We start from the raw sequence: 21,515 nt of genomic DNA, 5'->3' as shown, positions 1-21,515 counted from the left end.
ATGTGACGCGCCGTGTCACTGTGGGATCATCCCCGCCATGTACACCCTGCTATTCGTGGACGATCACCCGCTGTACCGAGAGGGCATGCGCCGGGCCCTCACCGACGCGATGCCGGAGTTGCGCATCGTGCTGGCCAGCGGCACGGTCTCCGCCCTGGAGGTGCTGGCGGCCGAGCCCGACATCGACCTGTGCCTGTCGGATTTCCAGCTGCCTGACGGTGACGGGCTGATGCTGCTGGGCCATGTGGCCCGCCAGCACCCCACCGTGGCGCGCGGCCTGTTGTGTGGCGCCCCCGATCCGGCGATGGCCCGCCAGGCCACGGTCCTGGGCTGCGTGGCCTGCCTGTCCAAGGACCGGGACATCGCTTCCCTGGGCGAGGCCTTGCGCAAGCTGTTCGATGGGGGCTCGGTGTACGACGTCGAGCCTGCCGCGGTGATGGCGGTCGTGGCCCTGTCGGACAAGCGCAAGGAGATCCTGCGCCTGGCGGCCAAGGGCCTGTCCAACAAGGAGATCTCGGCGCTGCTGGGCATTTCCGAGCGCACCGTGAAGGACCACTGGTCCTACATCTTTGAACAGATGGGCGTGAGCAACCGCACCGAGGCGGTCAGCCAGGCCTTGCGAGAGCGGCTGCTTTGAGCGCAGGACGAGGTTCATGAGCGACCAGGCTGACGCCCGATCCCAACGTCTGCTGGCCGAGCAGGTGGAGCTGGCCTTCCGCGGCGCGCGCGGCGCCGGCTTGCTCAGCCTGCTGGCGCTGCTGACGGCCTGCGCCGCCTCGGTGGCGCTGTGGGACATGGTGCTGCACGAGCGGCTGCTGCTGTGGCTGGTGGTGATGGTGCTGATCCAGGCGATGGGCCTGTGGCTGCACCGGGCCTATGGCCGGCGCTTGGCCCGTGAAGAGGCGCCAGGCCAGGGGCGGGCACGCTGGTGGGCGCGCCTGAAGGTGGCGCAGGCCGGGGCCCTGGGTCTGGGCTGGAGCCTGGGGCTGGTGCTGCTGCACGACCCGGGCAATGTCTACACACTGCTGTATCCGGCGTTCGGCATCGTGGTCGTGGCGGCGGGCAGCGCGGTGCTCTACACGGCGCTGATCTCCAGTCTGTACGCCTTCCTGGCGGGCAGCCTGCTGCCCTCGGTGGTCTATCTGCTGTGGCTGCCCGACACCTATACCGATTACCTGGCCCTGGGTTTTGTCATGCTGGGGGGTTTCCTGCTGGTGGCCGGACGGCAGTCCGAGGCTGCCCTGCGCACTGCCCTGAGCATGCGCCTGGAGGCGGCCGACCTGCTCGAGCACGAGCGCCAGCAGGTGGCCAAGGCCGAGCACGGCGCGGCGCTGACGGAGCTGGCCGCCGCGGAGAAGACCCGCTTCTGGAGCGCCGCCAGCCACGACCTCAAGCAGCCCCTGCACGCCCTGGGCCTGTACAGCGCCCTGCTGCGCAAGGATCCGTCGGATGTGGAGCGGCGCGAACTGATCGACCACATCACCTCCTGCGTGAGCAGCCTGACGGGCCTGTTCGACGCCATCCTGGGCGTCACCCACGCCGAGACGGCCCACCGCAATGCCAAGCCGGCTGCCTTTCCGCTGCAGCGCGTGGTGGACCAGGTGCTGGTGCAGGTGCGCCCCGGCGCGCGAGCCAAGGGCCTGGTGGTGCGCAACGTGCCCTCATCGCTGTGGGTGCATGCGGATCCGGCCGTGATCGAGCGCATCCTGGGCAACCTGCTGTCCAATGCCGTGCGCTACACCGAGGACGGGCGCATCCTGGTGGGCGTGCGCCGCCGGCCGGGCGCGTGTTCGCTGGTGGTGGCTGACACCGGCGTGGGCCTGGCCTCGCATGACCAGAGCCGCATCTTCGATGACTTCTTCCAGGTCAACAACCCGGAGCGTCAGCGCGACAAGGGCTACGGCCTGGGCCTGTCCACCGTGCACCGGCTGTGCGCCGCGCTGGGCTATGAGATCGAGGTGCAGTCCATCCCCGGGCGGGGCAGCCTGTTCGCCGTCACCTTGCCGTTAGACTCCCCGGTGGATACACAAGAAGTACAAGAACCAGTGCCGACGCTGGAAGCCGATCTGAACGTCCTGTTCGTGGAGGACGATCCCCTGGTGCGCGACGCCATGAACCGCCTGCTCAAGGACTGGGGTGTGCGCGTGAGCATGTGCGCCTGCGGCGACGAGGCGCTGGCCATCCTGAGCCAGGAGTTCGACAAGCGCTGGCACGTGCTGCTCGACCACCAACTGGCCGACAACGAGACCGGCCTGCAGGTGGCCGACCGCATCCGCGCCATCATCGGCGACGGCCCCGTGATCTCCCTGGTCACCGGCGAGGTGGACGAGGCCGTGGACCGTGGCGCCGCCGAGCGCGGCATCTCGGTGCTGCGCAAGCCGCTCAAGCCGATCCGCCTGCGCGCGCTGCTGCGCTCGCACCACCTGGACGAGGAGGTGCTCTGATGGCCTCTGCCTTCAACCCCTTCGAGCGCCGTGGCGACTGGCCCGATGCCCTGAGTGCCGCCCAGTGGATCAGGCAGGGTGCGCCCGTGTCTGCCAGCAATGATGGCAAGGCCCTGGCCGTGGCCATGGCCAAGCTGGAGTCGCTCTACAAGAAGGTGGAGGTGGACGACCTGCAGCCCAGGCGCAACCAGGTGTTCGCTGCGCTGGACGATCTGGAAGATGCGGAAAAAGCTGCCAAGGCCGCCTACCGCAGCACGGTGGTGCCGCTGGTGGCGCAGGCGCTGGAGGTCAAGAAGCAGGCGCTGACCCTGGCCAAGCTGTGCCAGGCCGATGCCAAGGTCCCTAAGCCCGTGGTGGTGCTGATGGCCCAGGCGGCCAAGGCGGCCGACGAGGTGAGCGAGGTCTTCAAGGACCTGGGCGAGATCTTCAAGCCGTTCGACGAGGCCCGCAAATCACTGGTCAAGGCCGATGGCCAGTTGCGCAAGACCTTGCAGCCGCACCTGCAGGGCCTGAACAAGGGGCTGGACCAGTGCCAGAAGAACCCCACGCGCGAGCTGTGGGACAAGCTGTGCAAGGGCCCCTGCAACGCCGTGCACAACACGGTCAAGAACACGCCCCGCCTGAAGGATGATTTCTGGGGCGTGTGGAAGGTGCACGACGGCGATTCGTTCTCGCACGCGCTGCAGATGGCCGAGAAATCCGCCAAGGACGACAAGGCCCGGCAGAAGATCGAGGACGTGATCGTGCGCATGTGCAAGGAGCTGCGCGGCGAGCTGCTCAAGCTGGACAAGGCGGTGGGCTGAGGCCCCACCCAGCCCTTTAAGCCCTTCATGCCCCGCGCATGAAAAGCCCTCCGCAGAGGGCTTGGCGGGTCAGTGCCCCGACTGCGGGGCCACCGGGCGGCTCACTTGATCTTGCCGGAGATCACGTCCGCATAGGATGTGGCGATCTGCTTGTACAGCACGGTGAACTCCGTCAGCGCCTGCTTCACCTCCCGCTCGGTGGCGGTCAGGGGCAGGTTGCGCTTGTCACCGTTCGCGAAGGGGATGATGTCCCTGGCCATCTGGCCCGGGTCGGGCAGCTTCTTGGCCAGGGTGGTGCCCTTGAACTTGGCGTCGGCCTTGATCTTGACCAGGTTCAGCAGGTTCTGCGAGATGTCGCGCCCGCCGTTGTTCATCTCGGCGTTGTAGGTGGCCACGTTGGGCGAGGCCTTGATCTTCTGGATCACGCCGGCGCCCTTGGCCATGGCGCTCTTGAAGCTGGGTGCGAACTTCAGCAGGGCGGTCTTGAGCACGGCCTCGTTGGAGATGGCCTTGACGGCGGCGTTGCCCTCTTCGCCCTTCGGGGCCTTCTCCATGGCCTTGTTCTTCTCGGCCTGGATCTTGGCGACCTTCGCGTGGTTGAGCGCATCCGTCAGCAGGTTGCTGGCGCGCTGGAAGACGGCCTCCACCTCGGTCTGCATGATCTTGAGCTGCCGGTAGGTGTCCGGGTAGGCGTCCTTGATCGGGGTCGGCAGGTCGTAGCCGTTCTTGTCCTTGATGGTGGGCTTGAGCTTGATGGCGTCGTCCAGCACCTTCACGTATTTCTTCTTCTCGGCCTCGACCTTGTCGAGCGCCGCCTTGAAGGATTTGATCTTGGCGGGCAGCTCGGCCTCGGCCTTGGCGTTGCCGGCGAACAGGTCCTGCTTGTCCAGCACATCGAGCGCGCTGATGAAACCGAGGGGGCGGTTGGCGTCCTCCAGCAAGGTCTTCAGGACGCCGCCCAGTTTCCGGTCGGTCTTGTTGGCGGTGTTGATGTCCTTGGAGAAGACAACGTTGGCCTTGTTGTAGGTGTCGCCCCAGGACTTGGCGAAGGTGTACGGCATGGATGCTCCCACTGCATGAAGGTTGAATGGACAGTGGGGCTGATTGTGGGCACAGGCATGCCGCAGGGAGTCTGTTCAAAAGGACGGGTTTTGCACGCCTTCGTGCTTTTTCAACACATCCTTGCCATAGACCCCTGCCGCAGTCCTCTGCGCCAATGCCGGGTTGGCCGCGGTCAGGCCCGGTCGATCACCTCGGTCGCCACCAGTTGCTCCACGCTGAACACCACCGTGGCGGCCTTCTCGATGGCCGAGCTGGCATCGGCCAGGCCCAGGCCCAGGTCGAGGCCCAGGCCGATGGCCAGGTCCACGTACTTCACCCAGCCGGGGATGCCGTCTTCCATCGCCTTCAGGGTCTTCTCGAACGCCTCCTGGCGTTTTTCCGCCTTGGCGATGGATTCGTTGATCTTGATGGTGCTCTGGATCAGGATGTCCAGCGCCTTCTCGGATTTTTCCAGCGCCGTGGAGATCTTGCCCACCTTGGGGGCGGGCAGGGACTTCTTGGCCTTGTCGAACTTCTTGGCCCAGGCGGTCTGCTCGTCCATGGCCTCGTAGATCTTCTTGGACAGATCGTGCGACTTCTTCTCGATCTTGGCGATGTCGATCTTGTGCAGTTCGATGCGCGACTTGCAGTTCTTCAGGCTGGGTGTGTCCAGCCCGAGCACCTTGCTCATCGCGTTCAGCCCCAGCTCCTTGGCCGCGTTGCCCTTGGGCGCGTTGTCGATCATGAACTTCTTGAGCACCTTGAGCTCGCCCTGGATCACCTTGGCGATCTGGTCGGCCGACAAGGCCAGCTTGGTGATCTCCTGGCCGATGGCCACGCCGCCGCGCACGATGCCCACGATGCCGATGGGCGACAGGGCGCCGGCCGACAGCACGGACACCGCCGTGCCCGCCGACACCAGGATGGCCGTGACGGCGATCTTGCCCACGGCCTTGATGCGGAAGTCCGACAGGTCCTTCTGGCCCTTCTTGTAGCTCTCGAACAGCTTGACGGCCGCATCGGCCATTTCGCCGCTGGCGGTCTTGAAGGCGTTTTCCAGCGAGGACTGCAGATCCTTGGTGAAGATGGCGGCGGTCTTCGCATCGAACTTGCCCGCCTTGGCCTCTGTCTGCAGGATGAGCTTGGCGGCCTCGTCCATGGCCTTGCGGGCCTTGTCGCCTGCGGCATCCTGCAGCTTGGCCAGCCAGGTCGGGTCCTTGGCGAGCTTCTTGTACAGGTCGTCATCCAGCTCGATGACGACCTGCAGGCTCATGGTCTTGGGCAGCTCGACGCGTTCGAGCTTGCTGCCGATGGCCTTGGTGAGGTATTTGACGGCGTCGTAATCGACGGCGGTCCACTTCTTCGTGCCCATTGCATGAACTCCATTGACATTGAATTTGATGAGGCCGGCGTATGGCGCATGGCTGGCGCGATGCTGCCGTGGCGCAGGCCTTCAATGTTGCACAGTTCGGTGGCGCCGTGGCGCGATGTGATCTGTACCAATGGCCGGGTGGACACCCGTATTTCCCGTTGCAAGGAGGCGTGGTTCACGCCCTGGGGTTCAGATTGCCAGGTCGTAGTCCACGATCAGCGGTGCGTGGTCGCTGAACCACTGGCCCTTGTAGACTGAGGTCTGGCGTGCCAGAAGGGCCAGCTTGGGCGTGGCCAACTGGTAGTCGATGCGCCAGCCCACGTTCTTGGCGCGGGCCTGGCCCCGGTTGCTCCACCATGTGTAGCACTCGTCGGTGGTGTCGGGGTGCAGTTGGCGGTACACGTCGACCAGGCGGGCGGTGTTCTCCAGGTGCAGCAGCTTGCTCATCCAGTCGCGCTCTTCGGGCAGGAAGCCGCTGTTCTTGAGGTTGCCCTTCCAGTTCTTCAGGTCCTGGTTCTGATGCGCGATGTTGATGTCGCCGACCAGGATGTAGTCGCGCTCGGCCGCCAGGCGGGCCAGGTGCGGCTCGACGATGACCAGCCAGCGGAACTTGGCATCTTGCCGCTCTTCCGAGCTGGAGCCGCTGGGGAAGTAGCTGCTGATGATGGACAGCTTGCGCCCGGGCTTGTCGAAGCGCAGCTCCACCCAGCGGCCCTCGGCGTCGAACTCGCCGCTGGGATCGTGCTCACCCAGGCCGATCAGCACGTCGGACGGCTCGTGCTTGCTGTACAGGCCCACACCGGAGTAGCCTTTCTTCTCGGCGTGGTGAAAGTGCCCTTGCATGCCGGCGATGGATTCGAACTTGCCGGCGATGTCGGCGGCCTGCGCCTTGAGCTCCTGCACCCCCATACAATCGGCCGACAGTCCTTCAGCCCATGGGATGAGGCCCTTGGTCGCTGCCGAGCGGATGCCGTTGAGGTTGAGGGATACCAGTCTGAACACGTTGAGATCTCAAGATGACGAACACCCCTACCAGCAACGCCGTGGCCCAGGATTTCGTGGCCTTCGCGGTGCAATCGCAGGTGCTGCGCTTTGGTGAATTCAAGACCAAGGCCGGCCGCCTGTCGCCCTACTTCTTCAATGCGGGGTTGTTCGACGACGGCGCCAAGCTCGGTCGCCTGGCTGAATTCTATGCACGCCGGCTGATCGCGTCCGGGCTTGAGTTCGACATGCTGTTCGGGCCCGCCTACAAAGGCATTACGCTGGCCGCCGCCGTGTCGATCGAGCTGGCCCGCCTGGGCCGCAACGTGCCCTTTGCCTACAACCGCAAGGAGGCGAAAGACCACGGCGAGGGCGGCACCCTGGTGGGCGCGCCGGTCAAGGGCCGCGTGCTGATCATCGACGACGTGATCTCGGCCGGCACCTCGGTGCGCGAATCCATCGACATGATCACCGCAGCCGGTGCCACACCCTGCGGCGTGTCCATCGCGCTGGACCGTCAGGAAAAAGCCACTGCTGGTGGCCAGGACGCTGAGGAGAGTGCCGTGCAGCAGGTGGAACAACGCTACAAACTGCCGGTTGTTTCGATTGCGACCCTGGCTGACCTGTTGCACTATCTGGAAACCCAGGCCGATCCAGCCCTGACGCAGTTCCATCCTGCGGTGCTGGCTTACCGGCAGCGCTACGGGGTCTGAAGCATCCTTGCGCGAACCTTGCCCACGTCAACCCCACCTGATCCGTCCGGAGCCGACTGCATGACCGTTGCTTCTCCTGTTGTTCGTCGCCAACCCTCCCTGGCCTGGGTAGGGGGTGTCGTGCTGGCAGGCGGGTGGCTGCTGTCGGGGGCGGGGCTGTTGTGGCCGCAAGGGGCCCAGGCTGCGGCCAAGACGATCTATTCCTGCACGGACGCCAGTGGCCGCCGGCTCACCTCGGACCGCCCGATCCCGGAGTGTCTAGACCGTGAGCAGCGCCTGCTCAACAAGGACGGCTCGTCGCGCAACGTGATGCCACCGCGCATGAGCCCCAAGGAGCGCGCCGTCCAGGACGAGGCCGACCGCCAGAAGGCCCTGGCCGATGCGGCCTACAAGGATGCCGTGCGCCGTGACCGCAACCTGCTGAACCGTTTCCCTAGCGAGCCGGCGCACCGCAAGGCGCGCGAGGCGGCGCTGGACGATGTGCGCGGCGCGATCGCCTCGTCCGAGAAGCGCATCAAGGATCTGCAGGCCGAGCGCAAGCCGCTGGAGGCTGACGCGGAGTTCTACAAGGGCAAGGCCTTGCCCTACAAGCTGCGCTCGTCACTGGCAGACAACACGGCGTCGCAGGATGCGCAGCGAGAGATCACTGAGAACCATCGCGCGGAACTGGGCCGCATCAACGGCCTGTACGACGTGGAACTGGCCCGGCTCAAGAAGCTGTGGGCCGGTGCCGAGCCGGGCTCGGTGGCGGATGCGCCGGCGCCTGGCCCCGCACCTGCGGCTGTCAGCGTGACCCCGAGCGCAGCCCGCAAGTAGCTGCCCGGTCGCCCTGGCAACGCCGGGTGGCCCGAGGGCGCCCGGCGCTACCGTGTCAGCCCGCGAGCTTCTTCTTGAGCAGCTCGTTGACGGTGGCCGGGTTGGCCTTGCCCTTGGTGGCTTTCATGGCCTGACCGACCAGGGCGTTGAAGGCCTTTTCCTTGCCAGCGCGGAACTCCTCGACCGACTTGGCGTTGGCCGCCAGGATATCGTCCAGGATTTTCTCCAGCTCGCCGGTGTCGGCCATGGGCTTGAGGTCCTTGGCCTCGATGATGGCATCCACGCGGGCCAGCGCGTTGGCAGCGCCTGCCTGCTCGCCCGTCCACAGCGCCTCGAACACCTGGCGTGCGGCGTTGTTGGGCAGGGTGCCATCGCTGATGCGCTTGACCAGCGCGCCCAGCAGCTCGGCGTTCACCGGGCTGGATTCGATGCCTTGCTCGCTGGCGTTCAGGCGGCGCGAGACCTCGCCCATCAGCCAGTTGGACACCAGCTTGGGCGCGCCGCTGGCCGTGGTGGCTTGCTCGAAGAACTCGGCGAAGGCGCGAGACTGCGTCATCATCGTCGCGTCGTACGCCGGCAGGCCGTAGTCCTTCTCGAAGCGCGCGGCCATCACGCCGGGCAGCTCGGGCATCGTGGCCTTCACGCGTTCGACCCACTCGGGCGCGATCACCAACGGGGGCAAGTCGGGGTCGGGGAAGTAGCGGTAGTCGTGCGCATCTTCCTTGGTGCGCATGGCGCGGGTTTCGCCGCGGCCGCCGTTGGCATCGGGGTTGAACAGCACGGTGGCCTGCTGGATGGGCAGGCCGTCTTCGAGCTGGTCGATCTGCCACTGGATCTCGACGTCAATCGCCTGCTGCAGGAACTTGAAGCTGTTGAGGTTCTTGATCTCGCGGCGCGTGCCCAGGGGCGCGCCCGGGCGGCGCACCGACACGTTGGCGTCGCAGCGGAAGGAGCCTTCCTGCATGTTGCCGTCGCAGATGCCCAGCCACACCACCAGCGTGTGCAAGGCGCGCGCGTAGGCCACGGCCTCGGGGCTGGAGCGCATGTCGGGCTCGGTGACCACCTCCAGCAGCGGCGTGCCGGCGCGGTTCAGGTCGATGCCGCTGGATTTCTCGCCGTTGAAGCCGGCGAAGTCCTCGTGCAGCGACTTGCCCGCGTCTTCTTCCAGGTGGGCGCGCACCAGGCGCACCGTGTGGGCCTGCTCGCCGACGAAGAAGCCCACGGTGCCGCCTTGCACCACGGGGATCTCGTACTGGCTGATCTGGTAGCCCTTGGGCAGGTCGGGGTAGAAGTAGTTCTTGCGCGCGAAGATCGAGCGCGGCGCCACGACGGCGCCCACGGCCAGGCCCAGCGCGATGGCGCGGTCGACCGCGCCGGTGTTCATCACGGGCAGCGTGCCGGGTAGGGCCAGATCGACGGCGCAGGCCTGGGTGTTGGGCTCGGCGCCGAAGCGGGTGGAGGCGCCCGAGAAGATCTTGGACGCGGTGGACAGCTGGACGTGCGTCTCCAGGCCGATGACGACCTCGAAGCCGCGGATCAGGTTGGTGCTCATGGTGTCGGTGTCGTCGTGATCAGGCGTCGAGGGCGGCAAGGGCTGCCGGGGCGCGCAGGTGCCAGTCGGTGGCCTGCTGGAAGGCGTGCGTGGTGTGCAGCAGCGCGGCCTCCTGCCAGTAGTTGCCGATCAGCTGCAGGCCCACGGGCAGGCCCTGGTCGCCGAAGCCGGCGGGCACGCTCATGCCGGGCAGGCCGGCCAGGCTGGCGGGCAGGGTGAAGATGTCGGCCAGGTAGTCGGCCAGCGGGTCTGTCTGCGAGCCGATGGGGCGTGCCACCGTGGGCGACACCGGACCGGCGATCACGTCGCACACCTTGAAGGCGGCCTGGAAGTCATCCGCGATCATGCGGCGCAGCTTCTGGGCCTGCAGGTAGTAGGCGTCGTAGTAGCCGTGCGAGAGCACGTAGGTGCCGATCATGATCCGGCGCTTCACTTCAGGCCCGAAGCCTTCGGCGCGGGTCTTGCGGTACATGTCGGCCAGGTCGGTGTACTGCTTGGCGCGGTGGCCGAACTTGACGCCGTCGAAGCGGCTCAGGTTCGACGAGGCCTCGGCCGGCGCGATGATGTAGTACACGGGGATGGACAGCTCGGTGCGCGGCAGGCTCACATCCACCAGCGTGGCGCCGAGCTTTTGCAGCTGGGCCAGGGCCTCGCGCGTGGCGGCCAGCACATCGGGGTTCACGCCTTCGCCGAAGAATTCCTTGGGCACGCCCACGCGCAGGCCGGCCAAGGGCTGATCGGCCGTGGCACCGGCTCGCGGTGTGCGCAGCGCGGCGGCCAGGTCGGGCACGGGTTGCTGGGCGCTGGTGGCATCGCGCTCGTCGAAGCCGCTCATGGCCTGCAGCACCAGGGCGCAATCCTCGGCGGTGCGGGCCAGCGGGCCGGCCTGGTCCAGGCTGGAGGCGAAGGCGATCATGCCGTAGCGCGAGCAGCGGCCATAGGTGGGCTTGATGCCGGTGACGCCTGTGAGCGCGGCCGGCTGGCGGATCGAGCCGCCGGTGTCTGAACCGGTGGCCGCGGCCACCAGGCGGGCCGAGATGGCCACCGCTGAGCCGCCGGACGATCCGCCCGCGATCTGGTCCAGCGCCCAGGGGTTGCGGGCCACGCCGTAGGCCGAGTTCTCGGTGGCGCCGCCCATGGCGAACTCGTCGCAGTTGAGCTTGCCCACCGAGACCATGCCGGCCGCGTGCAGGCGGGCCACGATGGTGGCGTCGAAGGGGCTCTGGTAGCCTTTGAGCATCTTGGAGGCGGCCGTGGTCGGCTGGCCCTGCGTCACGAAGATGTCCTTGTGGGCGATGGGCAGGCCATCCAGCGGGCCGAGGGCCTGGCCGGCCGCACGGCGGGCGTCGGCCCCACGGGCGGCGTTCAGCGCGCCCTCGGTGTCGACGTGCAGGAAGGCGCCCAGCTCGGCGTGGCGCTTGATGCGGGCCAGTGCGTGGCGGGTCAGGGCCTCGCTGGTGGTCTGGCCGGCGGCCAGGCGGGCCGAAGCTTCGGCCAGGGTCAGATCGTGAAGGTCTTGGGGTGCTTGTGTCATGGGGGCACTCATTCGATCACCTTGGGCACGAGGAACAGGCCGCCGTCGCGGGCGGGGGCGTTGGCCATGTTGGCCTCGCGCTGGTCGGGCTCGGTGACGGCGTCCTCGCGCAGGCGCAGGGGCACGTCCTCGATGGCCGACAGGGGGGTGTACAGGGGCTCGACGCCGGAGGTGTCCACGGCGCGCATCTGCTCGACGATGCCGAAGAAGCCGTTGAGCTGCGCGAGCATGGCGTTCTGCTCGTCGGTACTCAGCTCAAGGCGGGCCAGCTGAGCGATGCGGCCGATGTCCTCGGGGGTCAATGTGGCGTTGTTCGAAGCCATGGTGTGCAAGCGTGTCAGGGGTGAGCGCCAGGTTGGTGGCCTGGACTGGGGGCGAAAAGCCTGCTCATTATCCCGCCTATCCCGGAACGACAAAAAGCCCGCCTGGGGCGGGCTGTGCATGGATTCCAGGCGTTGCGGCGGGATGTTCGCGCAGGCCCGAGGGGGGCTCATGCCTCAAGTCGGGCTTGCGCGCCTCTGTTGTCCTCGCCGGATGTACCGCGCTGCCAGCAGGGGCAAGGCGCCAGCAGCAAACAGGAGGGATGACGAGGGCTCTGGAACCGGGGCAAACACAATCTGCAAGGGTTGCGAGGCCATCCTGCTCGACCAGTTCCCTCCGACGTTGACGTAGTAGTTGGGGGCAAGGAGGTAGGTGGCGCCGTTGGCGATGGCGTCCTGGATGGTAGCGACCGAGGAAATGGTGGCTGTCGCCACGGTGATGGTTGCCTGCTCGCCGGGGGCCAGGCTCGACACCTGGGGTGGGCGCGCGGTGAGCGTCAGGACAGGGCGCGATTGCGCGTCGAGCAATACCCCGAAGTTCGGTAGCGAACCATCGGACAGCACGAACGATCCCAGATTGACCGAGTCGGTCGAGGTCGGGGCGTTTTTCACCAGCACGTTGATCGACAGTGAAGTGGTCGATGCGTCTGAGATGGTGAGCACGTCGGGCGCGAACGACCAACTCCAGGTCGTCTCCGCACGAGCCAGCGAAGAAATGAGTGCGCACGCGATGGCGCAGACAACTGCCGTCTTGTTCATGGTCCTCCCGACCGTCTTCGTGTGATTCGTTTCAATCCTATCTCAGCGGTAGGGCTGCCGGCCTGGTTTCCGATGGCAACCCCTCAATTGCGCGTGGCTGCAGATACTACCGCCGGGACTACCGCCGGGCTTGGCTCAGGGGTAGCTCGGACATGGGGGAACCCGTCGTCCCGGAGTTGAGGCAGCAGCGCGTATCGAGGTAGGTTCGGAAGGCCGCGCACCGCACGAGCCTGAGCCCAGAAGCTGAACGCGCTCAAGAAGTACTTAGCAAGCGCTTACGAGAGCTCTGCAATCTGTGGGAAAATCATCTGTTATCCATCACCACCCGCAGCTGCTGTGGACTGCCGGTTGGCCGTGAGCCCGGATGCCTGCCCGATGACCTCGGGCTTGGTTGCACCCGAGAGGCCCCCACCCGCATCGATCCCGGTTGCCGGAGCCGTATTCATGTTCGGAACCTTCCGCCGCTACTTTTCCACCGACCTCGCCATCGACCTGGGCACCGCCAACACGCTGATCTTCGTGCGTGACAAAGGCATCGTGCTCGATGAACCCTCGGTCGTCTCGATCCGCCACGAAGGCGGGCCCAATGGCAAGAAATCCATCCAGGCCGTGGGCCACGAGGCCAAGGCCATGCTGGGCAAGGTGCCCGGCAACATCGAGGCCATTCGCCCGATGAAGGACGGCGTGATCGCCGACTTCACCGTCACCGAGCAGATGCTCAAGCAGTTCATCAAGATGGTCCACCCGCGCTCGGTGCTCAAGCCCAGCCCGCGGATCATCATCTGTGTGCCCTGTGGCTCCACCCAGGTCGAGCGCCGCGCCATCCGCGAATCGGCCCTCGGCGCCGGTGCCTCCGAGGTCTACTTGATCGAAGAACCCATGGCCGCGGCCATCGGCGCGGGCCTGCCGGTTTCCGAGGCCTCCGGCTCCATGGTGGTCGACATCGGCGGCGGCACCACCGAGGTGGGCGTGATCTCGCTGGGCGGCATGGTCTACAAGGGCTCGGTCCGCGTCGGCGGCGACAAGTTCGACGAGGCCATCATCAGCTACATCCGCCGCAACTACGGCATGCTGATCGGCGAACCCACGGCCGAATCCATCAAGAAGCACATCGGCAGCGCTTTCCCGGGCTCCGAGGTCAAGGAAATGGAAGTCAAGGGCCGCAACCTGTCGGAAGGCGTGCCCCGCAGCTTCACCATCTCCAGCAACGAGATCCTCGAAGCCCTGACCGACCCGCTCAACCAGATCGTGTCGGCCGTGAAAAACGCGCTGGAGCAGACCCCGCCCGAACTGGGCGCCGACATCGCCGAGCGCGGCATGATGCTGACCGGCGGCGGCGCGTTGCTGCGCGATCTGGACCGCCTGCTGGCCGAAGAGACCGGCCTGCCCGTGCTGGTGGCCGAAGACCCGCTGACCTGCGTGGTGCGCGGTTGCGGCATCGCGCTGGAGCGCATGGACCGCCTGGGCAGCATCTTCACCTCCGAATAAGGCCGTTCGCCGCGCTGGCGGTGTGATGAAGAAGAACCATGACGCTGGGCACGCTGGACCGCACCCCGCCGCCCTTCTTCAAGCAAGGGCCGTCGGCGCTGACACGCCTGCTGTTCTTCTCGTCGCTGGCCGTGTTCATGATGGTGGCCGATGTGCGCTTCCAGGTGACGCAGCCCTTGCGCGCCGCGCTGGCCACCGTGCTGCACCCCATCCAGCAATCGCTGCTGGCGCCGGTGCATGGCTGGGAGCAGGCCGGCCACTACTTGCGTGGCCTGGATGAGGCCCGCCGCGCCGAGAACGTGGCCGAGCAGGCCGTGGCCGCCCAGGCCGAGCGCGTGATGCGCGTGGCCAGCCTGGAGGCCGAGAACACCCGCCTGCGCCAGCTGCTGGAGCTGCGCCCTCGCATCAACGTGCAGACCCTGGCCGCCGAGGTGCTCTACGACGCCCCTGATCCCTACACCCGCAAGGTCGTGCTCGACCGGGGCGGGCGCCATGGCGTGGTGCTGGGCGCGCCCGTGCTGGACGAATCCGGCGTGCTGGGCCAGGTCACCCGCGTGTACCCGCTCACGGCCGAGGTCACCCTGGTGACCGACCGCGATGCCGCCGTGCCCGTGCTCAATGCGCGCACGCAGCAGCGCGGCGTGGCCTACGGCATGCCGCAGGCGCAGGGCATGGAGCTGCGCTTCATGGCGGGCAATGCCGATGTGCAGCAGGGCGATCACCTGCTGACCTCTGGCCTGGACGGCATCTACCCTGCCGGCTTGCCGGTCGCCAAGGTGCTCAAGGTGGACCGCCGCGCCGATTCGGCGTTCGCACGGATCTGGCTGACACCGATGGCCGAGCCCGATTCGCCCAAGCACGTGCTGGTACTGCACCCTGTGCAGGATCAACTGCCGGCGCGCCCCAGTGACCCGGCGGCTTCGGCAGCGCACGCAGGGCAGGGCGCGTCCCTGGCCTCCCTGCCGGCGCCGGGCACCAGTGCGGTCCCGCCGCAGGAGGGGCGTGCGCCATGACCATGATGCCGCGCGGCTCGCAACTGCTGTTGCCCGTGAACCCGGTGTTCATCTGGGTCACGCTGCTGCTGGCGCTGATGCTCAACCTGCTGCCGGTGGGCCGGGTGCCGGCCCTGCCCGATGTGCTGGCCGTGGTGCTCGTGTTCTGGAACGTGCACCAGCCACGGCGTGTGGGCGTGGGCGCGGCCTTCGTGTTCGGCCTGTTCATGGATGTGCACGACGGCGCCCTGCTGGGTCAGCACGCCCTGGCCTATACGCTGCTGAGCTTCTTCGCCATCACCGTGCACCGCCGCCTGCTGTGGTTCACGGTGGGTTCTCAGGCGGTGCAGATCCTGCCGCTGTTCGTGGCGGCCCACGCCGTGGCCCTGCTGGTGCGGCTGGTGGCGGGCGCCACCTTCCCGGGCTGGGGGCTGCTGGCGGCGCCCCTGTTCGAAGCTGCCCTGTGGCCTGTGGCGCACATGCTGTTGCTGGCCCCCCAGCGGCGTGCACCGGATCGGGACAAAAACCGCCCCCTCTGATTTATGCCGAGGAATTCGGACGATTCGTGACTGAATTCACGAACCAATGGGGTGCATTCCCCACCAAATCCGGGATTGCGCAACTGTTTCTAAGCGTTAAAAATTTGCCATCTTGTTTCGGGCCGCTCACGGCGACCCTTGACAGTGCATTTTTTTGACGCGTGATCTGGCAGCCCCCTTCAAGCGGCGGTGTCTGGTGACGCTGGCCAAGTTGTCTTGATGAGGTTGTTGTCATGAACCATGTCTACCGATTGATCTGGCGTGAGGCCGCAGGTGGTTTCGTTGCGGTGTCCGAGATGGCCCGCGCCTGCGGTGCCCGCACGGCCAGCAAGGCGGCGGCGGTGTCCAGCGCGCTGCTGCTCGTGGCCGGCGCGCAGGCCGCTGGCACCGGCTTCAACGTGGTCGATGGCAGCGCGACGCGGGCGACCAATGGCGCCACCAGCACCGTCACGCAGACCAGCCATGGCGTGCGCATCGACTGGCAGACCCTGGGTGTGGCCGCCGGCGAAACCCTGAAGTTCATACAGCCTTCGGCCAGTGCCGTGGCGCTCAATGTGATCAAGGGCGGCGTGGCCACCGAGATCCTGGGCCAACTGCAGGCCAACGGCAACGTCTTCATCCTCAACCCCGACGGGGTGCTGGTGAGGGCGGGCGCACAGGTCAGCGTGGGCGGTTTCCTGGGCAGCACGAACGATCTGGTGTCCTTCAACCCCGCGACCGGTGCCCTGGTGCTCCAGGCCAACAACAGCACGGCCGAGGTCAATAACGCCGGCTCCATCGTGGCCACACAGGGCGGCATGGTCGCGCTGGTGGGCAACAAGGTCATCAACTCCGGCACCATCGTGGCGCCGGGCGGCGGCATCTACCTGCTGGCAGGCGACCGCGTGGAGTTCACGCCGGCCGATGGCAGCCCCTTCACCTACAGCCTGACGACCGACACGACCCGCGCCAAGTCAGTGGCCAACATCGGCAAGGGCTCGCTCAGCGCCGCCGGCGGCGCCATCGTGATGGACGCCCGCTCGACCAAGCAGGCCGTGGTCAATGCCCGCGGCGTGATATCGGCAGGCAGCGTCAGCCAGGGCCCGGACGGCTCGATCCGTTTGACCGCCCTGGGTGGCAAGGGCGAGATCACCAGCACGGGCAAGCTCAGTGCCGGGGCTTCGGGCCACATCTCGGCCGAGCTGGATGCGGGCGGCCATCTGGTCTACACCGTGGGCGACCCCAACAATGCGGCACCGGCTCCATCCAATGACCAGTGGCTCACTGCCCAGGACAAGACCTACGACGGTACCGATGCGGCCAATGTGGCGGTGAACCTGACGTCGTTCGGTCAGGCGGCTTTCTTCCTCGACTTCACGCTTGGGCAGGCCAAGTTCACGTCGCGCAATGCGAACGAGCAAGCCACGGTGACCGTGAGCGGGACGATCATCCAGCCGGAAGGTGGTCAGATTCTGCTGCCCAAGTCCCTGACAGCCGCGATCCACCAGGCAGAGCTCACCGTCACCAGCGGCGACGTGAGCAAGACCTATGACGGCACGACCAGCGCGCTGGGCTCGGCCGTGGTGCTGTCGGGCCTGGTGCAGGGCGACAGCGTGTCCGGCGGCAACTTCGCGTTCACCAACAAAAACGCCGGCACGGGCAAGACCGTGACGGTGGACGGCGTGACCGTGGACGACGGCAACAACGGTGGCAACTACAAGGTCACCTACGTTGACAACACCACCAGCAACATCGACCGGGCCCAGCTCACGCTGAGCGCGGTGTCCGACACCAAGTCCTTCGACAACACCACCAGCTCGACCGGCGCGCCGCAGGTCAGCGGCCTGGTCGCCAACGACAACGTCGCCAGCCTGAGCCAGGCCTTTGACAGCAGCGCCGTGGGTGCCCGCACGCTCAATGTGAATGGCTACGTGCTCAACGATGGCAACAACGGCAACAACTACGAAGTGACGCTGGTGACCGCCTCGGGCGCCATCACCAACCCGCCTCCTCCGAACCCGCCGACCAACACGCCTGATCTGGGCTCGGTGATCAACAACGGTGGTAACGTACCCACCCAGCTCAACGTGGACTTGGCTGGATTGGGCGATCTGCTGGCACAACTGCCCCCGACGGCCGCTGGCGAAGAGGACGACCCGAAGAAGATCAAGGCGCGTCGACGCAGTGACCGCAGCCCGCTGCGGGTCACCGATGGTGGCGTGAACACGCCGCCCACCCTGCGCTGAGCCCCTCGGGGGCTTCCCAGATCCAGGTCGCGGCCCCACCGGCCGTGACCTTCTGCTTTTTCAGGAACACGAATGATGAAGCGTGATTCGGCAATGACGCGGGCCCTGCGCCCTGGTGCGATCGGCATGGCGGCCCTGCTGTGCCTGGCGGCTACGGTCCAGGCCCAGCAAGCGGCGCCCAGCGCGGGCGATGTGCTGCGCTCGGTGCAGCCCCCGACGGTGCCCACGCCGCGCCCGGCCGATCCCGAGGCCGTGCAGCTCAACAAGCCCGCGCCGGCCGCGCTCTCGACCTCGTCGGTGCGCATCCAGGTGCGCGGCATCAAGGTCACCGGCGCCACGGTGTTCAGCAATGACCTGCTGACCAGCCTGGTGGGCGATCTGATGGGCAAGCAGGTCACCCTGGCCGATCTGCAGGCCGCGGCCCAGCGCATCACCGACCACTACGAACAAGCCGGCTACGCCGTGGCGCATGCCGTGCTGCCCGCGCAGGACATCGTCGATGGCGTGGTCGAGTTCCTGGTGCTCGAAGGCCGTGTGGGCTCATCCCGCGTGAACAACAGCTCCCTGGTGAGCGATGCGCAGGTGCAGGCCATGCTGGGCGGCGAAGTCAGCCAGGGCAAGGTGGTGCACGAGCCCTCGCTGGAGCGCAAGCTGCTGCTGCTGGGCGATACGCCAGGCATCAGCCGCGCCACCGTCAATCTGCAGCCTGGCGCGCAGGTCGGCGAGACCGACTTGGCCGTGGCGGTCGAGCCCGGCCCCCGCGTGTCCGGCCAGCTCGATGTGGACAACCACGGCAACCGCTACACCGGCTACCACCGCCTGTCCAGCACGGTCAACGTCAACAGCCCCCTGGGGCTGGGCGACCAGTTCCAACTGCGCTCGCTGGCCACCGACGAGCGTCTGGGCAATGTGCGCCTGGGCTACCGCGTGCCCGTGGGCGGCTCGGGCCTGACCGTGGGGGCTTCGTGGTCGCAACTGCGCTACCAGCTGGCTCGCGAGTACGACGCGCTCGACGCCCGGGGCTGGTCGCGCATCAGCTCGGTCTTCGCCAGCTACCCCATCCAGCGCTCGCTGGACCACAACCTGCTGGCCACGCTGACGTATGACGACAAGTCCTTCGAGGACCGCATCGAGGCGGTGTCGCCCGCGGCCGTCACCCGCAAGGGCAGCCAGGTCGTCTCGCTGGCCCTGAACGCCTACGGCAACCTGCCCACCGACGGGCTGGTGCTGCCCACCTACGCCGCTGCCGTGGTGCTGAGCCAGGGCGAGCTGGACATCCGCACCCCCACCGTGCGCAGCAACGACGCCGCCACCGCCCGCACCGAAGGCAGTTTCACCAAGCTGGCCGCCACGGGCAACATCACCCTGCCGCTGTCCGGCAACTGGTCGTTGTTCGGCTCGGGCTATGCCCAGTTCGCGTCCAAGAACCTGGATGCTTCCGAGAAGCTCTCGCTGGGCGGCGCCTCCGGCGTGCGCGCCTACCCGCAGGGCGAAACCCCGGGCGACGAGGGCTACATCCTGTCCGGCGAAGTGCGCTACACCATCCCGTTGCGCCCTGTGCAGCTGGCCGGCTTCGTCGATGCCGGCGGCATCCGCATCAACAAGAACCGCTACACCACGGGTGACAACGAGCGCTTCCTGAGCGGCGTGGGTGCGTCCGTCACCTGGGCGCCGCTGCCGACGGTGGGCCTGAAGCTGATGGTGGCCAGCCGCCTGGGCAGCGAGAAGGTGAAATCCGAGCAGGATGCCGCCACCCGCTGGTGGCTGCAGGGTATTTGGCGCTTCTGATCGGTTGAGGGGCAGGGTGACGAAACCCTGCCGGCCACCTGAACCTCTGGCCTCGATGGGTGTCTGAAACCCCGGGGACACCGTCGTGTGCCCGGTGATCCGGGCTACGATAGAGGGTTGGACCCGAGACGTGGCCCGCGCATGACCGAAATCAAGAATCTCGAAGTCGAACTGAGCCGTTTTCGCACACGTTTGTGGGCAGCGGCTGGCTTCGTGCTGTTCTGTTTCGGCATCCTGGTGGCGCGGCTGCTGGTACTGCAGGTGGCCCGCCACGACGAGCTGGCCACCCAGGCCGAGAACAATCGCATCGCGGTGGTGCCCATCGTGCCCAACCGGGGCCTGATCGTCGACCGCAACGGCGTGGTGCTGGCCAACAACTACTCCGCCTACACGCTGGAGATCACGCCCTCCAAGGTGGAGGATCTGGAAGCCACCATCGACGCGCTGTCCCATGTGGTCGACATCCAGCAGCGCGACCGCCGCCGCTTCAAGCGCCTGCGCGAAGAATCCAAGAGCTTCGAATCCATCCCCATCCGCACCCGCCTGACGGATGAAGAGGTGGCCCGCTTCACCGCGCAGCGCTACCGCTTCCCGGGTGTGGAGATCCAGGCCCGCCTGTTTCGCCACTACCGCTATGGCGAGGCCGCCAGCCATGTGCTGGGCTACATCGGCCGCATCAACCAGAAAGAAAAGGCCGCGATCGAGGAGTGGCCCGAGGAAGAGCAGGCCAACTACCGCGGCACCGACTACATCGGCAAGCTGGGCATCGAGCAGGCCTACGAGAAGGATCTGCATGGCATCACCGGTTTCGAAGAGGTCGAGACCAGTGCCGGCGGCCGCGCCGTGCGGCGCCTGCGCTCCAACCCGGCCACACCGGGCAACACGCTCACGCTGTCGATCGACATCAAGCTGCAGGACCTGATCGAGAAGCTCTACGGCAACCGCCGTGGCGCGCTGGTGGCGATCGATCCGCGCAACGGCGAGGTGCTGGCCTTCGTGAGCAAGCCCACCTTCGATCCCAACCTGTTCGTCGACGGCATCGACACCGAAAGCTGGCGCGACCTGAACGAATCGCCCGACAAGCCGCTGCTCAACCGCGCGCTGCGTGGCACCTACCCGCCAGGCTCCACCTACAAGCCCTTCATGGCGCTGGCGGCCCTGAACACCGGCAAGCGCCATCCGTCCACCATCATCATGGACAACGGGGTGTTCATGTTCGGGGGCCACCGCTTCCGCAGCCCCGAGAACGAGCGCGGCGGTGCCATGGACATGCGCCGCGCCATCACCGAATCGAGCAACGTCTACTTCTATTCGCTGGCCAATGAGCTGGGCGTGGACACGATCCACGACCAGATGGAGCCGCTGGGCTTCGGGCGCCTCACGGGCATCGACCTCAAGGGCGAGGTCACGGGCATCCTGCCGTCCACCGAGTGGAAACGCAAGGCCTACCGCCGCCCCGAGCAGAAGAAGTGGTACGCGGGCGAAACCATCTCGCTGGGCATCGGCCAGGGCTACAACACCTTCACGATGCTGCAGATCGCCTCGGCGCTGTCCACGATGGTGTCGAATGGCCAGCGCTTCCAGCCCCGGGTGGTGCGCGAGATCGAGGATGTGGTGCAGCGCCACCGCAGCGAGGTCTCTGGCCACCCGCTGGCGCCCGTGCCGATCAAGCCCGAGCACGCCGAGCTGATCCGCTCGGCCATGTCGGCGGTGGCCCAGGTGGGGACGTCCTCACGCGTGTTCGCTGGCGCGGCCTATACCAGTGGTGGCAAAACGGGCACGGCGCAGGCCGTCACGCTCAAGCAGAACGAACGCTACCGTGCCTCCAACATGGACGAGTACCGCCGCGACCACTCGTTGTACGAGGCCTTTGCCCCGGCCGAGTCGCCCCGGGTGGCGCTGGCGCTGATCGTCGAGAACTCCGGCTTCGGTGCCGCCGCCGCCGCGCCCATCGCCCGGCGTGTGCTGGACTACCTGCTGGCTGACGTCTACCCCAGCGAGGAAGACATTGCAGCGGTGCAGCAGGGCAAGGCCGGCGCGCCCATCGGCACGCCGCGCAAGGCCAGCGAGGTGCCGCTGCCGCGCGGCCGTGATGCCTTCGCGATGGACACGCCGGTGAGCGGGCCGCAACCGGCGGCTTCTGCAGCT

The 21,515-nt window shown here is 66.9% G+C and carries 18 protein-coding genes; 11 read left to right on the top strand and 7 right to left on the bottom strand.

What is annotated here, in order from left to right; all coding sequences use genetic code 11:
• The first annotated feature begins 37 nt into the window (after positions 1-37).
• Genes WAQ08_RS09030 through WAQ08_RS09020 form a run of 3 tightly spaced genes read left to right on the top strand, consistent with a single transcriptional unit; the run spans position 38 to position 3,247 of the window.
• Positions 38-637, top strand: a complete 600-nt coding sequence (locus WAQ08_RS09030; RefSeq protein ID WP_422191103.1) for a response regulator transcription factor — start codon at positions 38-40, stop codon at positions 635-637.
• A 16-nt stretch (positions 638-653) separates the two neighbouring features.
• Positions 654-2,444 (top strand): hybrid sensor histidine kinase/response regulator, encoded by a 1,791-nt coding sequence (locus WAQ08_RS09025; protein ID WP_422191101.1) that lies wholly within the window; start codon positions 654-656, stop codon positions 2,442-2,444.
• On the top strand, positions 2,444-3,247 hold the full coding sequence (locus tag WAQ08_RS09020; protein WP_422191099.1) for a hypothetical protein: 804 nt from the start codon (positions 2,444-2,446) through the stop codon (positions 3,245-3,247). The genes WAQ08_RS09025 and WAQ08_RS09020 overlap by 1 nt, the downstream gene beginning before the upstream one ends.
• A 101-nt stretch (positions 3,248-3,348) precedes the next feature.
• On the opposite strand, the gene WAQ08_RS09015 is transcribed toward WAQ08_RS09020, so the two are convergent.
• From WAQ08_RS09015 to WAQ08_RS09005, 3 genes are all read right to left on the bottom strand, one after another.
• On the bottom strand, positions 3,349-4,308 hold the full coding sequence (locus WAQ08_RS09015; RefSeq protein WP_422191097.1) for a hypothetical protein: 960 nt from the start codon (positions 4,306-4,308) through the stop codon (positions 3,349-3,351).
• Between the two features lie 173 nt (positions 4,309-4,481).
• Positions 4,482-5,660: a hypothetical protein gene (locus WAQ08_RS09010; RefSeq protein ID WP_422191095.1), complete on the bottom strand. Its 1,179-nt coding sequence runs from the start codon at positions 5,658-5,660 to the stop codon at positions 4,482-4,484.
• A 189-nt stretch (positions 5,661-5,849) separates the two neighbouring features.
• Positions 5,850-6,662 (bottom strand): exodeoxyribonuclease III, encoded by an 813-nt coding sequence (locus WAQ08_RS09005; RefSeq protein WP_422191093.1) that lies wholly within the window; start codon positions 6,660-6,662, stop codon positions 5,850-5,852.
• A 14-nt stretch (positions 6,663-6,676) separates the two neighbouring features.
• On the opposite strand from WAQ08_RS09005, the gene pyrE reads away from it, so the two are divergent.
• Both pyrE and WAQ08_RS08995 read left to right on the top strand, forming a co-directional pair.
• Positions 6,677-7,354 (top strand): orotate phosphoribosyltransferase, encoded by a 678-nt coding sequence (pyrE, locus tag WAQ08_RS09000; protein WP_422191091.1) that lies wholly within the window; start codon positions 6,677-6,679, stop codon positions 7,352-7,354.
• A gap of 60 nt (positions 7,355-7,414) precedes the next feature.
• On the top strand, positions 7,415-8,170 hold the full coding sequence (locus WAQ08_RS08995; protein WP_422191089.1) for a DUF4124 domain-containing protein: 756 nt from the start codon (positions 7,415-7,417) through the stop codon (positions 8,168-8,170).
• A gap of 55 nt (positions 8,171-8,225) precedes the next feature.
• On the opposite strand, the gene gatB is transcribed toward WAQ08_RS08995, so the two are convergent.
• From gatB to WAQ08_RS08975, 4 genes are all read right to left on the bottom strand, one after another.
• On the bottom strand, positions 8,226-9,722 hold the full coding sequence (gene gatB, locus WAQ08_RS08990) for an Asp-tRNA(Asn)/Glu-tRNA(Gln) amidotransferase subunit GatB (RefSeq protein ID WP_422191087.1): 1,497 nt from the start codon (positions 9,720-9,722) through the stop codon (positions 8,226-8,228).
• A 19-nt stretch (positions 9,723-9,741) separates the two neighbouring features.
• On the bottom strand, positions 9,742-11,256 hold the full coding sequence (gatA, locus tag WAQ08_RS08985) for an Asp-tRNA(Asn)/Glu-tRNA(Gln) amidotransferase subunit GatA (protein WP_422191085.1): 1,515 nt from the start codon (positions 11,254-11,256) through the stop codon (positions 9,742-9,744).
• A gap of 8 nt (positions 11,257-11,264) precedes the next feature.
• Complete coding sequence (gene gatC, locus WAQ08_RS08980) at positions 11,265-11,579, bottom strand: Asp-tRNA(Asn)/Glu-tRNA(Gln) amidotransferase subunit GatC (RefSeq protein WP_422191083.1); 315 nt, start codon at positions 11,577-11,579, stop codon at positions 11,265-11,267.
• Positions 11,580-11,753: 174 nt separating this feature from the next.
• Positions 11,754-12,335, bottom strand: a complete 582-nt coding sequence (locus WAQ08_RS08975; protein WP_422191081.1) for a hypothetical protein — start codon at positions 12,333-12,335, stop codon at positions 11,754-11,756.
• A gap of 444 nt (positions 12,336-12,779) precedes the next feature.
• Here WAQ08_RS08975 and WAQ08_RS08970 point away from each other — a divergent pair, with 444 nt between their 5' ends.
• From WAQ08_RS08970 to mrdA, 6 genes are all read left to right on the top strand, one after another.
• Positions 12,780-13,823: a rod shape-determining protein gene (locus tag WAQ08_RS08970; protein ID WP_125241316.1), complete on the top strand. Its 1,044-nt coding sequence runs from the start codon at positions 12,780-12,782 to the stop codon at positions 13,821-13,823.
• A gap of 38 nt (positions 13,824-13,861) precedes the next feature.
• Entirely contained in the window at positions 13,862-14,836 is a 975-nt protein-coding gene (mreC, locus tag WAQ08_RS08965; RefSeq protein ID WP_422191079.1) for a rod shape-determining protein MreC, read from the top strand.
• A complete protein-coding gene (gene mreD / locus WAQ08_RS08960; protein WP_422191077.1) occupies positions 14,833-15,354 on the top strand; it encodes a rod shape-determining protein MreD in 522 nt (173 codons plus the stop codon). Before mreC ends, mreD begins: the two co-directional genes overlap by 4 nt.
• 233 nt (positions 15,355-15,587) lie before the next feature.
• On the top strand, positions 15,588-17,579 hold the full coding sequence (locus WAQ08_RS08955; protein ID WP_422191075.1) for a YDG domain-containing protein: 1,992 nt from the start codon (positions 15,588-15,590) through the stop codon (positions 17,577-17,579).
• A 72-nt stretch (positions 17,580-17,651) separates the two neighbouring features.
• A complete protein-coding gene (locus WAQ08_RS08950; RefSeq protein WP_422191073.1) occupies positions 17,652-19,367 on the top strand; it encodes a ShlB/FhaC/HecB family hemolysin secretion/activation protein in 1,716 nt (571 codons plus the stop codon).
• Positions 19,368-19,508: 141 nt separating this feature from the next.
• The coding region (mrdA, locus tag WAQ08_RS08945) for a penicillin-binding protein 2 (RefSeq protein WP_422191071.1) at positions 19,509-21,515 on the top strand (2,007 nt) is incomplete at its 3' end.

The organism is Aquabacterium sp., assembly GCF_049274795.1.
Classification (GTDB): Bacteria; Pseudomonadota; Gammaproteobacteria; order Burkholderiales; family Burkholderiaceae_C; genus Aquabacterium.
Note: the sequence above shows the minus strand (reverse complement) of the source record. Positions and strands in the feature narration are given on the sequence as shown.

Excerpts from the sequence above, each read along its gene's own strand:
- gatA (WP_422191085.1), bottom strand. The coding sequence starts at position 11,256 with ATGACACAAGCACCCCAAGACCTTCACGATCTGACCCTGGCCGAAGCT.
- WAQ08_RS08970 (WP_125241316.1), top strand. The coding sequence starts at position 12,780 with ATGTTCGGAACCTTCCGCCGCTACTTTTCCACCGACCTCGCCATCGAC.
- gatB (WP_422191087.1), bottom strand. The coding sequence starts at position 9,722 with ATGAGCACCAACCTGATCCGCGGCTTCGAGGTCGTCATCGGCCTGGAG.
- WAQ08_RS08975 (WP_422191081.1), bottom strand. The coding sequence starts at position 12,335 with ATGAACAAGACGGCAGTTGTCTGCGCCATCGCGTGCGCACTCATTTCT.
- WAQ08_RS09025 (WP_422191101.1), top strand. The coding sequence starts at position 654 with ATGAGCGACCAGGCTGACGCCCGATCCCAACGTCTGCTGGCCGAGCAG.
- mreD (WP_422191077.1), top strand. The coding sequence starts at position 14,833 with ATGACCATGATGCCGCGCGGCTCGCAACTGCTGTTGCCCGTGAACCCG.
- pyrE (WP_422191091.1), top strand. The coding sequence starts at position 6,677 with ATGACGAACACCCCTACCAGCAACGCCGTGGCCCAGGATTTCGTGGCC.
- WAQ08_RS08955 (WP_422191075.1), top strand. The coding sequence starts at position 15,588 with ATGAACCATGTCTACCGATTGATCTGGCGTGAGGCCGCAGGTGGTTTC.
- gatC (WP_422191083.1), bottom strand. The coding sequence starts at position 11,579 with ATGGCTTCGAACAACGCCACATTGACCCCCGAGGACATCGGCCGCATC.
- WAQ08_RS08950 (WP_422191073.1), top strand. The coding sequence starts at position 17,652 with ATGATGAAGCGTGATTCGGCAATGACGCGGGCCCTGCGCCCTGGTGCG.
- WAQ08_RS09015 (WP_422191097.1), bottom strand. The coding sequence starts at position 4,308 with ATGCCGTACACCTTCGCCAAGTCCTGGGGCGACACCTACAACAAGGCC.
- WAQ08_RS08995 (WP_422191089.1), top strand. The coding sequence starts at position 7,415 with ATGACCGTTGCTTCTCCTGTTGTTCGTCGCCAACCCTCCCTGGCCTGG.
- WAQ08_RS09030 (WP_422191103.1), top strand. The coding sequence starts at position 38 with ATGTACACCCTGCTATTCGTGGACGATCACCCGCTGTACCGAGAGGGC.
- WAQ08_RS09010 (WP_422191095.1), bottom strand. The coding sequence starts at position 5,660 with ATGGGCACGAAGAAGTGGACCGCCGTCGATTACGACGCCGTCAAATAC.
- WAQ08_RS09020 (WP_422191099.1), top strand. The coding sequence starts at position 2,444 with ATGGCCTCTGCCTTCAACCCCTTCGAGCGCCGTGGCGACTGGCCCGAT.
- mreC (WP_422191079.1), top strand. The coding sequence starts at position 13,862 with ATGACGCTGGGCACGCTGGACCGCACCCCGCCGCCCTTCTTCAAGCAA.